The following is a 13,226-nucleotide window of genomic DNA, read 5'->3' on the forward strand; positions in this document are numbered from 1 at the left end:
GCCATCGCGAGCAGGCTCACTCCCACAGGGGACCACGCTCTGTCAGAAAGAATGCGGTTCAATGTGGGAGCGAGCCTGCTCGCGATGGCGGTGGAACAGGCACAAACAAAAACGGCACCCTTCAGTGCCGTTCGTGTTTCACATTACAGAGGATTATTTACGCGCCGCCTCCCACGATTTCAGCAGCTCGGCATAGCTCACGGTTTCGCCTTTAGGCTTCTCGTTCGCCAGTTTCGGTTTCGGCGCACCCGGCTGATCGAACCAGTACTGCGCATCCCGCTCTGGATTCATTTTCGGCGCGCAGGTGGCTTGTGCCTTCGAGCGCTCCAGGCGGGTCATGATTGCGTCCTGATCCTTGGCCAGACCGTCCAGTGCCTGTTGCGGGGTTTTCTCGCCACTGGCGGCTTCCGCGATGTGGCTCCACCATAGTTGCGCCAAACGTGGATAGTCTGGCACGTTGGTCCCCGTCGGGGTCCATTGCACACGGGCCGGGCTGCGGTAGAACTCCACCAGACCACCGAGTTTCGGTGCCAGGTCGGTCATCGCTTGCGAGTTGATGTCCGACTCGCGGATCGGCGTCAGGCCAACGATGGTTTTCTTCAGCGACACTGTTTTCGAGGTCACGAACTGCGCGTACAACCAAGCTGCCAGTTTCTGTTTCTCAGGCGTGGATTTCATGAACGTCCAGGAACCGGCGTCCTGATAACCGAGCTTCATGCCCTCCTCCCAGTACGGACCTTTTGGCGACGGCGCCATGCGCCATTTCGGCGTGCCGTCGGCGTTCATCACCGGCAGGCCTGGTTTGGTCATGTCGGCGGTAAACGCGGTGTACCAGAAGATCTGCTGGGCGATGTTGCCTTGGGACGGCACCGGGCCAGACTCGGAGAAGGTCATGCCCGCCGCTTCCGGTGGCGCGTATTTTTTCATCCAGTCAACGTACTTGGTGGTCGCATACACCGCCGCCGGGCCGTTGGTGTCGCCGCCGCGAGTCACGCTGGAGCCGACCGGGTGGCAGTCCTCGACGCGGATGCCCCACTCGTCCACCGGCAAGCCGTTGGGTATGCCTTTGTCGCCGGCGCCGGCCATGGAGAACCAGGCATCGGTGAAGCGCCAGCCCAGGGACGGGTCTTTCTTGCCGTAGTCCATGTGGCCGTAGACGCGCTTTCCGTCGATTTCCTTGACGTCTTCGCTGAAGAATTTGGCGATGTCTTCATAGGCCGACCAGTTCACCGGCACGCCCAGTTCATAACCGTACTTTTCTTTGAATTTTGCTTTCAGGTCCGCCCGCTCGAACCAGTCGGCGCGAAACCAGTAGAGGTTGGCAAACTGCTGGTCGGGCAGTTGATAGACCTTGCCATCTGGCGCGGTAGTGAACGAGATGCCAATGAAGTCTTTAATGTCCAGGGTCGGCGAGGTGTAGGCCTTGCCTTCGTTGGCCATCAGGTCGGTGATCGATTCGGTCTTGCCGTAGCGAAAGTGCGTCCCGATCAGGTCCGAGTCGTTGACCCAACCGTCATAGATGTTCTTGTCCGATTGCATCTGGGTCTGCAGCTTTTCCACCACGTCGCCTTCCTGCAGCAAGTCGTGGGTCAGCTTGATCCCGGTGATCTCGGTGAAAGCCTTGGCCAGCACCTTGGATTCATATTCGTGGGTGGCAATGGTTTCCGAAACCACTTTGATGTTCATGCCGCGAAACGGCTCGGATGCCTTGATGAACCACTTCAGCTCTTCGAGCTGCTGATCGGCCGTCAGGGTGGATGGCTTGAATTCACTGCCGATCCATTTCTTCGCGGCGTCTTCATAGGCATCGGCCCAGGCCGAGGCGCTCAAACCGCTGAGTGCCAGCATGGCTGCCAATGAAATGCTATGTCGCAGCTTATTGTTTTTGTCGAACATAGAGACCTCCTGTTTAGGTTTCGGAGCAACATTGCCGAGCGATTCGACTAGCCCCAACGCATCACAGCCAACAGCCACACCAGGGACAACGCGAACGCTACCCAGATGCTCCAGTCGGTGACGCCGATTACCAGCAAATGCAGGTAGGCGCTGCCGAGAAGACCGATAAACAGCCGATCGCCACGGGTGGTGGCAATCGGCAAAAAACCACGCCGAGGGACACTCGGCGAACGTAATTCCCAGGTCGTCATGCCCGTCAGGATCAAGGCAATGACGCTGAAGAACGCCGCCGTGGGGCCAGTCCAACTCATCCATTCCATCATCAGTTCCTCATACCCGGCCCAGGGCAAAGCCCTTGGCCACGTGGTTGCGAACAAACCAGATCACCAACATGCCCGGCAGGATGGTCAACACCCCTGCAGCCGCCAGCACACCCCAGTCGATGCCGGACGCCGAGACCGTGCGGGTCATCACCGCCGCGATGGGTTTGGCGTTCACCGAGGTCAGGGTTCGCGCCAGCAACAGCTCGACCCAGGAAAACATGAAGCAGAAAAACGCCGTGACGCCGATCCCGGAGCCGATCAGCGGGACGAAGATCTTCACGAAGAACTTAGGGAAACTGTAGCCGTCGATGTAGGCGGTTTCGTCAATTTCCTTGGGAACGCCAGACATGAAGCCTTCAAGAATCCACACCGCCAACGGCACGTTGAACAGACAGTGAGCCAACGCCACCGCGATATGGGTGTCGAACAGCCCGATCGAGGAATACAGCTGAAAAAACGGCAGCAGGAACACTGCCGGTGGCGCCATGCGGTTGGTCAGAAGCCAGAAGAACAGATGCTTGTCACCGAGAAAACGATAGCGCGAAAACGCATACGCCGCCGGCAGCGCCACACTCAGGGAAATCACCGTGTTCAGGCTCACGTAGTACAGCGAGTTGAGATAACCGGTGTACCAGCTCGGGTCGGTGAAGATCACCTTGTAGTTGGCGAAGGTGAAATCCTGGGGAAACAGCGTCAGACCGCCGAGGATTTCGGTGTTGCTCTTGAAGGACATGTTCAGCAGCCAGTAGATCGGCACCAGCAGGAACAGGATGTAGATCAGCAGTGGGATAAGCTTTCTCTTGCTCATGGCGGGCCTCACCGATTGGCGTCAGAGTGAGTCATGGCGGTATAGAACAGCCACGACACCAACAGGATGATCAGGAAGTACACCAGCGAGAAAGCCGCCGCCGGGCCGAGGTCGAATTGCCCTACGGCCATTTGGGTCAGCGTCTGACTCAAGAAGGTCGTGGCATTGCCCGGACCGCCACCCGTCAGTACGAACGGCTCGGTGTAGATCATGAAGCTGTCCATGAACCGCAGCATCACCGCGATCAGCAGCACGCTCTTGAGCTTGGGCAACTGGATGTGTCGGAAAACCGCCCAGGCCGATGCCCGATCAATCCGCGCCGCCTGGTAATACACGTCCGGAATCGCCCGCAAGCCGGAGAAACACAACAGCGCCACCAGCGACGTCCAGTGCCACACGTCCATCACCAACACCGTGACCCAGGCGTCCATGGTGTTGGACGCATAGTTGTAGTTGATGCCCATGGCATTGAGGCTCGAACCAAGCAACCCGATGTCGGCCCGGCCGAAAATCTGCCAGATGGTGCCGACTACGTTCCACGGAATCAGCAGCGGAATCGCCAGAATAATCAGCACCAGCGACGACCAGCGGCCCTTGATCGGCATGGTCAGGGCGATGGCGATGCCCAACGGGATTTCGATCAGCAACACGCAGCCGGAGTAGATGAACTGGCGCAGCAGCGAGTCATGCAACCGTGGGTCGAGCAGCACCTGCCTGTACCAGTCGGCACCGACGAAGTAGCGGCTCGACTGGTCGAAGATGTCCTGCACCGAGTAGTTGACCACGGTCATCATCGGGATCACCGCACTGAATGCCACCAGCAGGAACACCGGCAACACCAGCCACCAGGCTTTGTTGTTCTGCACCTTGTTCATGGCAGCACCTCCAGCAGGTAATCATCGGCATAGACCATCAGCCATTGCGCCGGAAAACTGATGTACGCCGTGCCTTCGGGCACCGGTTTGTCTTCGGCCAGGCGTACTTTCAGCGGCGCGCCGTCGAGGTTCAGGGTCATGATCTTGTAGGTACCCAGGTCTTCGACGTGTACGACCTGTGCCTGCATCGCGTCATCGAAGGGCTCGTCCCACACATGGACGAACTCCGGACGAATGCCGACCTTCAGGGTTGTCCATTCGGATTCGGCGATTCGTTTCTGCATCGCGTCGGACAACGGCAAGTGGGTCCCGGCAAAACCGACACCGCCGGCTTGTGGCTGGACCTCGATCAGGTTCATCCCCGGGCTGCCGATGAAATAACCGACAAAGGTATGGCTCGGCCGCTCAAACAATTCCCGTGGCGTACCGAACTGCACGATTTGGCCGCCATACATCACCGCGATCTTGTCAGCGAAAGTCGAAGCTTCGAGCTGATCGTGGGTGACGTAGACCATGGTGATGTTGAACTGCTCGTGGATCTGCTTGAGCTTGCGTCGCAGCTTCCACTTCAGGTGCGGGTCGATCACCGTCAGCGGTTCATCGAAGAGGATCGCCGACACGTCATCGCGCACCAGCCCACGGCCCATGGAGACTTTCTGTTTTTCATCGGCGGTGAGGTTGCGCGCCTTCTTGGACAGCAATGCCTGGAGGTCGAGGACTTCAGCGATTTCGTGCACTTTGGTGTGAATTTTCGCCTCGTCCATGCCCTGATTGCGCAATGGAAAGGCCAGGTTATCGAAGACCGTCATGGTGTCGTAGACCACCGGGAACTGGAAAACCTGGGCGATGTTGCGCTTTTCCGGGGTCAGTTCGTTGACCACTTTACTGTCGAACAGCACCTGGCCCTGGGACGGACTGAGCAACCCGGAAATGATGTTGAGCAAGGTTGACTTGCCGCACCCCGAAGGCCCGAGCAGCGCATAAGCACCGCCCTGCTCCCAGACATGGTCCATCTCGCGGATCGCGTAATCCTCAGGGCCGGTCGGCGTTGGGGTGTAGCTGTGGGCAAGGTTCTGCAAACGGATTTCGGCCATCAGGCAACCCTCGCAATACGGCGACCGGGCGCCTGAACCAGCTGCCCCTGCATATCGAACACAAACAGTTTATGGGTCGGGATATAGATGCGAATCGGCGCATCGACGTCGTATTCGTGAACACCCGGCAAGTGCAGCACCAGCAGGAAATACTCATTGCGCACGTGCAGGAAGGTTTCCGAACCGCTGATCTCGGCCACCTCGACGGTCACCGCCAGCTCCAGGTCATCGTCGTTGCTCGGCACCAGCGAAATGTGACTGGGGCGCACACCGAAACGGAACTCGCCCTCGCCCACCGGTCGCAGATCGACGTTCAACGGGAAGTGCACAAAATTGGCGAAACTGACTTCGTTGCCGGCGATCCGCCCCGGCATCAGGTTGATCGGCGGCTCGGAGAACAACTCCGCCGCCAGCACGGTTTGCGGCTGGTGATACACCTCAGAGGACTTGCCGCTCTGAATCACCCGACCTTCGTGAAGAATCGTGGTGGTACCGCCCAGCGCCAGGGCTTCGTTGGGTTCCGTGGTGGCGTAAATCGCGATGGTGTGCCGGGCCTTGAACAGCTCGCGCATTTCCTGGCGCAACTCTTCGCGCAGCTTGTAGTCGAGGTTGACCAGCGGCTCGTCGAACAGAATCAGCTCGGCGTCCTTGACCAGCGCCCGGGCCATCGCCGTGCGCTGTTGCTGGCCGCCGGAGAGTTCCAGGGGATAGCGCTGGAGGAATTTCTCGATGCGCAGCATCTTCGCGGTTTCCAGCACTTTGCTCTGGATCAGCTCATTGGAAATGCCTGACTGACGCAGCGGCGAGGCGATGTTCTCGAACACCGTCATGGTCGGGTAATTGATGAACTGCTGATAAACCATCGATACGTTGCGCAAACGCACTGGGCGCTGGGTGACGTCAACGCCGTTCATCAGGATGCGGCCGCTGTCGGGCTTATCCAGACCGGCCATCAGGCGCATGAGGCTGGTTTTGCCGGACAGCGTGCGACCGAGCAAAACGTTGAACGATCCGGGTTCGAAGTTAAGGCACGCATCGTCGATCCAGGTCTGACCCTCGACGGTACGGCTGACGTGCTCCAGGATGAGTGACATGGCTCGGCCTTTTTATTATTGGAGTCAAGCGACCGGAGCACTACAGCGACATTCGTGCCAGAAATCCCAAGGGGTTGATCTGGCTTGAAAAATACGAAAAAGAAGGGAAAACCGCGTTCGTTGCTGAACAGAAATGAACAACCACGACTGAACAATTGAACAGTTCAAAGGTTGACAATGAACAAATGTGAACAACACTCTACAGACGTTTTCAGCCACACATTGACCCCGTAGGAGCCAGCGGTGCGGCGATCCGACTTGCCGACGAAGGCGTCATCGAAATCGCCTTCGCCGGCAAGCCTGGCTCCTACAGGTATGTGGTGTGCAAAACCTATAACAACAATAAAAAGCTGTATTCAGAGGCTGAATGCCATGGCCGCACCTGCCCCGCCGCTCTCCCACGACGCCATCATCCAGGACTCCTGGTCCCGCTGCCGCGCGTTCGGACTCGATCATCAGAGCGCGCCGGCGTTCGATCAACTGCCAGCCGATGGCATCGCCCAGTTGCTGGAGAGCCAGCATTCACTGGTGCAGACCACCCATCAGGAAGTTCTGCCGTATTACGAGAACATCCTCAGCAACTCCAATTGCCTGATCATGCTCGCCGATAATCAAGGCCAGGTGCTGACGTCCTGGGGCACCCAGCGTTTCATCGAACCGAGCCTGACTCGCGGTTTCAGCGCCGGCGCCAGCTGGATGGAGCGTTGCAGCGGCACCAACGCGATCGGCACTGCCTTGGCTTGTGAGCAGGCAGTGCACATCGAGCACGATGAACACTTTCTCAAGGCCAACCGCTTCATGACCGGCTCCGCCGCGCCGATTTTCGATGCCGAGCGCAAGGTGATCGCGGTGCTGGATGTGTCCAGCGACAGCTACCTGCCGCCATCGCACACCCTAGGCATGGTCAAGATGATGAGCCAGACCGTGGAGAACCGGCTGATTCTCAACCTGTTCCACGGCCAGCATTTCCAACTGACCTTCAACACCGGGCTGAACAACCTCGACAGCCAATGGGCCGGGTTGCTGATCTTCGATGAGACCGGTCAGGTGCTGTCTGCCAATCGCCGCGCCGACAACCTGCTGGGCATCAGTCTGTCGCGGGTCAGCGTCGAGAGCCTGTTCAAAGTCTCATTGCTGGAACTGCTGAACCAGCCGGATGGCCTACCGTTTGCCTTACAAGCCTCCGGGCGCAACCGTTTTCAATGCCTGTTGAAACGGCCAAAACAAGTGCCGATTCAGGCGCGGCTGCTTTCTGAAACAAAGAGCACTGAAACAAAGAGTGCTGAACCCAAGAGTGCTGAACCCAGCGTGGCGGCGCCCGCCGCGATCAGCCTCAGCACTTTGCATTTTGGCGACAGCCGCGTGGAAAAAGCCGTGCGCCAGGCTGAACGTTTGCTGGAAAAAGACATTCCTCTGTTGATCCACGGGGAAACTGGAGTCGGCAAGGAAGTCTTCGTCAAAGCCCTGCATCAGGCTAGTTCACGCAGCAAACAGCCGTTCATTGCCGTCAACTGTGCAGCGATCCCCGCCGAACTGGTGGAATCCGAGCTGTTTGGTTATGAGAAAGGCGCGTTCACCGGCGCCAATCAGAAAGGCAGCATCGGACTGATCCGCAAGGCCGACAAAGGCACCCTGTTCCTTGATGAAATCGGCGACATGCCGCTGCCGACCCAGGCTCGGCTACTGCGGGTGTTGCAGGAGCGTTGCGTGCAACCGGTGGGCAGCAGCGAGTTGTTCCCGGTGGACATTCGGATCATTTCAGCGACTAACCGCTCGTTGCGCGAGCAGGTTCAGCTGGGGCGGTTTCGTGAGGATTTGTATTACCGCATCGGCGGTTTGACCCTGGAACTGCCGCCACTCAGAGAGCGCAGCGATAAGGAAGCGCTGTTCAAACGGCTGTGGGAACAGCACCGCGAACCGAGCCAATGGGCTGGCTTGAGTCGTGAAGTGATGGAGCTGTTCAGCCGCCATCCGTGGCCGGGGAATTTGCGCCAGGTCAGCAGCGTAATGCAAGTGGCGCTGGCCATGGCTGAGGAACAACCCGTGCGGCCAGAGCATTTGCCGGATGATTTTTTTGTCGATCTGGAGATGGAGCCGGTGGATTCTCCGGAACCGATAGTGGTTGATTTAAATGATGCCGAGGAATTGAATCGGCAATTGCAGGCGGCTGGGGGGAATATCTCCCATTTAGCCCGCAGGCTCGGGGTTAGTCGCAACACCCTTTACAAGCGATTGCGTCAGGTTGAGTGACGAGTGAGCCGCACTGGCGGCGTTCGGCTCGCGATGGCGTCAGCCAAAAACCTCCCATATTTTCGCCCTGCACATAAACAAAAACCCGCACAAGGCGGGTTTTGTTTCTGATCGTTCCCACGCTCTGCGTGGGAATGCAGCCCGGGACGCTCCGCGTCCCTTCCAAAGCCGAACGCGGAGCGTCCGTTGAGGCATTCCCACGCAGAGCGTGGGAACGATCATCAGTCAGCCAGACGCCAGGTCGTACCACCCTTGCCATCTTCCAGCACCACACCCATGGCGGTGAGCTGGTCGCGGATGCGGTCGGATTCGGCCCAGTCCTTATTGGCACGAGCCGTCAAACGAGCCTGGATCAGTGCATCGACCTCAGCCGCATCGACCCGCCCTTCAGCACCAGACTGCAGGAAGTCATCGGCTTCGAGTTGTAACACACCCAGCACGCTGGCCAATTCTTTCAAACGAGCCGCCAAACCGGCTGCGGCATCGAGATCGCTCTCACGCAGACGGTTGATCTCGCGGACCATCTCGAACAGTACCGCGCAAGCTTCCGGAGTACCGAAGTCGTCGTTCATCACCTGAGTGAAGCGCTCGACGAAGGCTTCGCCACCCGCCGGCGCCACCTTCGGCAGGCCTTTCAACGCGTGGTAGAAACGCTCGAGTGCGCCCTTGGCGTCCTTGAGGTTATCTTCCGAATAGTTGATCGCGCTGCGGTAGTGGCTCGACACCAACAGGTAACGCACGACTTCCGGGTGGTACTTTTCCAGCACATCGCGAATGGTGAAGAAGTTGTTCAAGGATTTGGACATCTTCTCGCCATTGATGCGAATCATGCCGCAATGCATCCACGCGTTGGCGTAGGTCTTGCCGGTCGCCGCTTCGCTCTGGGCAATTTCGTTTTCATGGTGCGGGAACTCAAGGTCGCTGCCGCCGCCATGAATGTCGAAGGTCTCGCCGAGGCAGCAGGTCGACATCACCGAGCACTCGATGTGCCAGCCCGGACGACCGTCACCCCACGGCGAAGACCAACTCGGCTCGCCCGGCTTGGCGCCTTTCCACAGCACGAAGTCCAGCGGGTCCTGCTTGGACTCGTCGACTTCGATCCGTGCGCCGATGCGCAGGTCTTCGATCTTCTTGCGCGACAGCTTGCCGTAACCCATGAACTTGGCGACGCGGTAGTACACGTCGCCATTGCCCGGTGCGTAGGCATAACCCTTGTCGATCAGGGTCTGGATCATGCTCTGCATGCCAGCGATATGATCGGTGGCACGCGGCTCCATATCCGGCTTGAGGATGTTGAGGCGCGCCTCGTCCTCGTGCATCGCGGTGATCATGCGCTCGGTCAGCGCGTCGAACGGCTCGCCGTTCTCCTTCGCCCGATTGATGATCTTGTCTTCAATGTCGGTGATGTTGCGCACATAAGTCAGGTTATAACCGCTGAAGCGCAACCAGCGGGTCACCAGGTCGAACGCGACCATGCTGCGGCCATGGCCAATGTGGCAGTAGTCGTACACGGTCATCCCGCAGACGTACATGCGCACATTGTTGCCATCCAGAGGCTTGAAGACTTCTTTGCTCTTGGTGAGCGTGTTGTAGATCGTAAGCACGAATGCTCCTTCCTTAACGCTGAATCACTGGCCCCACGAATCACGCAGGGTCACGGTACGGTTGAACACCGGAACACCTGGCTTCGAGTCCTTGATATCCGCGACGAAGTAACCTTCGCGCTCGAACTGGAAACGGTCTTCCGGCTGTGCATTGCCCAGCGAAGGCTCAGCACGACAACCGGTGAGGATTTGCAGCGAGTCAGGGTTGATGTTGTCCAGGAAACTGGCGCTGTCTTCGGCCTTTTCAGGGTTGGCAGAACGGAACAGGCGATCGTACAGACGCACTTCGCATTCGACGCTGGCCGCGGCCGGCACCCAGTGCACCACGCCTTTGACCTTGCGGCCTTCCGGGTTCTTGCCCAAGGTGTCCGGATCGTAGGAGCAACGCAGTTCGACGATGTTGCCCTCGGCGTCCTTGATCGCTTCGTCGGCACGGATCACGTAGCTGCCGCGCAAACGCACTTCGCCGTTCGGCTCCAGGCGTTTGTAGCCTTTTGGCGGCTCTTCCATGAAGTCTTCACGGTCGATGTAGAGCTCACGGGCGAACGGCAGAACGCGCACGCCCATGTCTTCTTTCGGGTGGCACGCCAATTCGAGGTTTTCGACCTGGCCTTCCGGGTAGTTGGTGATCACGACTTTCAGCGGACGCAATACGCACATGGCACGCGGGGCGCTGTGGTCGAGGTCGTCACGGATGCTGAATTCGAGCATGCCGAAATCGACGACGCCGTCGGAACGGTTGGTGCCGATCATTTCGCAGAAGTTGCGGATCGATTTCGGCGTGTAGCCACGGCGGCGGAAGCCCGACAGCGTGGACATGCGCGGATCGTCCCAGCCATGAACGTGCTTTTCATCGACCAGTTGCTTGAGCTTGCGCTTGCTGGTGATGGTGTAGTTCAGGTTCAGGCGGCTGAACTCATACTGACGCGGCTTCGCCGGTACGGGCAGGTTGTCGAGGAACCACTCGTACAGCGGACGGTGGCTTTCGAACTCCAGGGTGCAAATCGAATGTGTGATGCCTTCGATGGCGTCCGACTGACCGTGGGTGAAGTCGTAGTTCGGGTAGATGCACCACTTGTCGCCGGTCTGGTGGTGATGCGCGTGACGGATGCGATACATGATCGGGTCGCGCAGGTTCATGTTCGGCGAGGCCATGTCGATCTTGGCCCGCAGCACACGTGCGCCGTCCGGGAATTCACCGGCGCGCATGCGGGCGAACCAGTCGAGGTTTTCTTCCACGGAGCGGTCACGGAACGGGCTGTTCTTGCCCGGCTCGGTCAGCGTGCCGCGATATTCCTTGGCTTGTTCAGGGCTCAAGTCATCAACGTAAGCCTTGCCGGCCTTGATCAGCTCAACCGCCCAGTCGTGCAACTGGTCGAAATACTGCGAGGCATAGCGCACTTCACCGGACCATTCGAAGCCCAGCCATTTGACGTCGCTTTCGATCGCGTCGATGTATTCCTGGTCTTCCTTGGCCGGGTTGGTGTCGTCGAAACGCAGGTGCGTGACGCCGCCGAATTCCTGGGCCAGACCGAAGTTCACACAGATCGACTTGGCGTGACCGATGTGCAGGTAGCCGTTGGGCTCAGGCGGGAAACGGGTGACGATCTGCGTGTGCTTACCCGAGTCCAGGTCCGCCTGGATGATCGGGCGCAGGAAATTGACCGGCACGGCAGGGCCGGTCTTGGAATTCGAGGTCGGGTCGACAGTGGGCTTGCTCATAGGATCCTTGAACGTACAAGTGCGCGGCCAGTTGGCCAAATCAAAGCGGCTGTTATAAATCAAAGGGGCTTATCATAGCCGATGCTGTCAAGTGGCTGACAGAGCAGGCCGGCAATCGGTTGCATTTAATCGGCCAGCAATGAAAAACAGCCTCGAAATTCGCGCCCGGCACGCTAAACTGCCTGCCTTGGCCGACATTGGCCGGACGGGTTGAGGGCCTGAACGCCCCGAAACCCACGAATTCATAGAAAACGCTTTACCTCATAAAGAGTGATGATCATGACCCAAGTCAAACTGACCACCAACCATGGCGACATCGTCCTGGAACTGAACGCTGAGAAAGCCCCGATCACCGTGGCCAACTTCATCGAGTACGTCAAAGCCGGTCACTACGAAAACACCGTTTTCCACCGCGTCATCGGCAACTTCATGATCCAGGGCGGCGGTTTCGAGCCAGGCATGAAAGAAAAGAAAGACAAGCGCCCAAGCATCCAGAACGAAGCCGACAACGGCCTGCCGAACGTGAAGTACAGCGTGGCCATGGCGCGCACAATGGAGCCGCATTCGGCTTCCGCCCAGTTCTTCATCAACGTGGCTGACAACAGCTTCCTGAACCACAGCGGCAAAACCGCTCAAGGTTGGGGCTACGCCGTATTCGCCAAAGTAGTCGAAGGCACCGACGTGGTCGAGAAGATCAAAGGCGTGGCCACGACTTCCAAAGCCGGCCACCAGGACGTACCCGCAGAAGACGTGATCATCGAGAAAGCCGAGATCATTGAGTGATACTGCTGATTTCAGACTTGCATCTGGAAGAGGAGCGCCCGGACATTACCCGGGCGTTTCTGGATTTACTCGCTGGACGTGCCCGCTCAGCGAGTGCGTTGTACATTCTGGGCGACTTTTTCGAGGCGTGGATTGGCGACGATGCCATGACGCCGTTCCAGCGTTCCATCTGCCAGGCCCTGCGCGAACTTAGCGACAGCGGCACGGCCATTTTTCTGATGCACGGCAATCGCGACTTCATGCTTGGCCAGGCCTTCTGCAAACAGGCCGGTTGCACGTTGTTGAAAGACCCGAGTGTCGTGCAGTTTTACGGCGAGCCAGTGCTATTGATGCACGGCGACAGCCTCTGCACCCGTGACGTCGGCTATATGAAGCTGCGACGTTACCTGCGCAACCCGATCACCCTGTACATTCTGCGGCACCTGCCCTTGCGTACTCGCCATAAACTGGCGCGCAAGCTGCGCAGCGAAAGCCGTGCACAGACGCGGATGAAGGCCAATGACATTGTCGATGTCACGCCGGAAGAAGTGCCGCAGGTCATGCAGCAATATGGCGTGAAAACCTTGATCCACGGGCACACCCATCGCCCCGCCATCCACAAGTTGCAGATTGGCGAGCAGGCGGCCAAACGCATTGTGCTGGGGGATTGGGATCGTCAGGGTTGGGCGTTGCAGGTCGATGAGCAAGGGTATGCGTTGGCGCCGTTTGATTTTGGTAACCCGCGCCTGACTGCAGAGTGAAACCTTTTGATTGCCTGATCGTTCCCACGCTCTGCGT

At 58.5% G+C, this 13,226-nt stretch carries 11 protein-coding genes; 3 read left to right on the forward strand and 8 right to left on the reverse strand.

Going from position 1 to position 13,226, the window contains the following annotated elements:
• Window positions 1–153: 153 nt before the first annotated feature.
• Genes LOY56_RS17230 through LOY56_RS17255 form a run of 6 tightly spaced genes read right to left on the reverse strand, consistent with a single transcriptional unit; the run spans window position 154 to window position 6,090 of the window.
• Window positions 154–1,896 (reverse strand): ABC transporter substrate-binding protein, encoded by a 1,743-nt coding sequence (locus LOY56_RS17230; RefSeq protein WP_258615903.1) that lies wholly within the window; start codon window positions 1,894–1,896, stop codon window positions 154–156.
• 47 nt (window positions 1,897–1,943) lie between these two features.
• Window positions 1,944–2,216 carry a DUF2160 domain-containing protein gene (locus LOY56_RS17235; protein WP_258622733.1) on the reverse strand — a complete coding sequence of 91 codons (273 nt, stop codon included), beginning with the start codon at window positions 2,214–2,216 and terminating at the stop codon, window positions 1,944–1,946.
• A 10-nt stretch (window positions 2,217–2,226) separates the two neighbouring features.
• The gene (locus LOY56_RS17240) at window positions 2,227–3,027 is read right to left on the reverse strand and encodes a carbohydrate ABC transporter permease (RefSeq protein WP_007896138.1); all 801 of its coding nucleotides are present in this window, start codon (window positions 3,025–3,027) and stop codon (window positions 2,227–2,229) included.
• 8 nt (window positions 3,028–3,035) lie between these two features.
• Window positions 3,036–3,902 (reverse strand): carbohydrate ABC transporter permease, encoded by an 867-nt coding sequence (locus LOY56_RS17245; protein ID WP_258615904.1) that lies wholly within the window; start codon window positions 3,900–3,902, stop codon window positions 3,036–3,038.
• A complete protein-coding gene (locus tag LOY56_RS17250; RefSeq protein ID WP_201060932.1) occupies window positions 3,899–4,996 on the reverse strand; it encodes an ABC transporter ATP-binding protein in 1,098 nt (365 codons plus the stop codon). The genes LOY56_RS17245 and LOY56_RS17250 overlap by 4 nt, the downstream gene beginning before the upstream one ends.
• Window positions 4,996–6,090 carry an ABC transporter ATP-binding protein gene (locus tag LOY56_RS17255; protein ID WP_258615907.1) on the reverse strand — a complete coding sequence of 365 codons (1,095 nt, stop codon included), beginning with the start codon at window positions 6,088–6,090 and terminating at the stop codon, window positions 4,996–4,998. Before LOY56_RS17255 ends, LOY56_RS17250 begins: the two co-directional genes overlap by 1 nt.
• Before the next feature lie 372 nt (window positions 6,091–6,462).
• Between LOY56_RS17255 and LOY56_RS17260 the strand changes: the two genes are divergently transcribed.
• Window positions 6,463–8,340 carry a sigma-54-dependent Fis family transcriptional regulator gene (locus tag LOY56_RS17260; protein ID WP_258615909.1) on the forward strand — a complete coding sequence of 626 codons (1,878 nt, stop codon included), beginning with the start codon at window positions 6,463–6,465 and terminating at the stop codon, window positions 8,338–8,340.
• A 221-nt stretch (window positions 8,341–8,561) separates the two neighbouring features.
• On the opposite strand, the gene cysS is transcribed toward LOY56_RS17260, so the two are convergent.
• Entirely contained in the window at window positions 8,562–9,944 is a 1,383-nt protein-coding gene (cysS, locus tag LOY56_RS17265) for a cysteine--tRNA ligase (protein WP_258615911.1), read from the reverse strand.
• Window positions 9,945–9,968: 24 nt separating this feature from the next.
• A complete protein-coding gene (locus LOY56_RS17270; protein ID WP_258615918.1) occupies window positions 9,969–11,666 on the reverse strand; it encodes a glutamine--tRNA ligase/YqeY domain fusion protein in 1,698 nt (565 codons plus the stop codon).
• Between the two features lie 279 nt (window positions 11,667–11,945).
• Here LOY56_RS17270 and LOY56_RS17275 point away from each other — a divergent pair, with 279 nt between their 5' ends.
• Window positions 11,946–12,449 carry a peptidylprolyl isomerase gene (locus tag LOY56_RS17275; protein WP_258615919.1) on the forward strand — a complete coding sequence of 168 codons (504 nt, stop codon included), beginning with the start codon at window positions 11,946–11,948 and terminating at the stop codon, window positions 12,447–12,449.
• Window positions 12,446–13,189: a UDP-2,3-diacylglucosamine diphosphatase gene (lpxH, locus tag LOY56_RS17280; RefSeq protein WP_258615921.1), complete on the forward strand. Its 744-nt coding sequence runs from the start codon at window positions 12,446–12,448 to the stop codon at window positions 13,187–13,189. The genes LOY56_RS17275 and lpxH overlap by 4 nt, the downstream gene beginning before the upstream one ends.
• The last annotated feature ends 37 nt before the right edge of the window (window positions 13,190–13,226 follow it).

The sequence above is a fragment of the Pseudomonas sp. B21-048 genome (assembly GCF_024748615.1).
In the GTDB taxonomy this organism is placed as follows: Bacteria; Pseudomonadota; Gammaproteobacteria; order Pseudomonadales; family Pseudomonadaceae; genus Aquipseudomonas.

Bases quoted from the DNA above. Each gene is read 5' to 3' on its own strand.
- LOY56_RS17230 (WP_258615903.1), bottom strand. From the start codon at position 1,896: ATGTTCGACAAAAACAATAAGCTGCGACATAGCATTTCATTGGCAGCC.
- LOY56_RS17235 (WP_258622733.1), bottom strand. From the start codon at position 2,216: ATGGAATGGATGAGTTGGACTGGCCCCACGGCGGCGTTCTTCAGCGTC.
- LOY56_RS17240 (WP_007896138.1), bottom strand. From the start codon at position 3,027: ATGAGCAAGAGAAAGCTTATCCCACTGCTGATCTACATCCTGTTCCTG.
- LOY56_RS17245 (WP_258615904.1), bottom strand. From the start codon at position 3,902: ATGAACAAGGTGCAGAACAACAAAGCCTGGTGGCTGGTGTTGCCGGTG.
- LOY56_RS17250 (WP_201060932.1), bottom strand. From the start codon at position 4,996: ATGGCCGAAATCCGTTTGCAGAACCTTGCCCACAGCTACACCCCAACG.
- LOY56_RS17255 (WP_258615907.1), bottom strand. From the start codon at position 6,090: ATGTCACTCATCCTGGAGCACGTCAGCCGTACCGTCGAGGGTCAGACC.
- LOY56_RS17260 (WP_258615909.1), top strand. From the start codon at position 6,463: ATGGCCGCACCTGCCCCGCCGCTCTCCCACGACGCCATCATCCAGGAC.
- LOY56_RS17270 (WP_258615918.1), bottom strand. From the start codon at position 11,666: ATGAGCAAGCCCACTGTCGACCCGACCTCGAATTCCAAGACCGGCCCT.
- LOY56_RS17275 (WP_258615919.1), top strand. From the start codon at position 11,946: ATGACCCAAGTCAAACTGACCACCAACCATGGCGACATCGTCCTGGAA.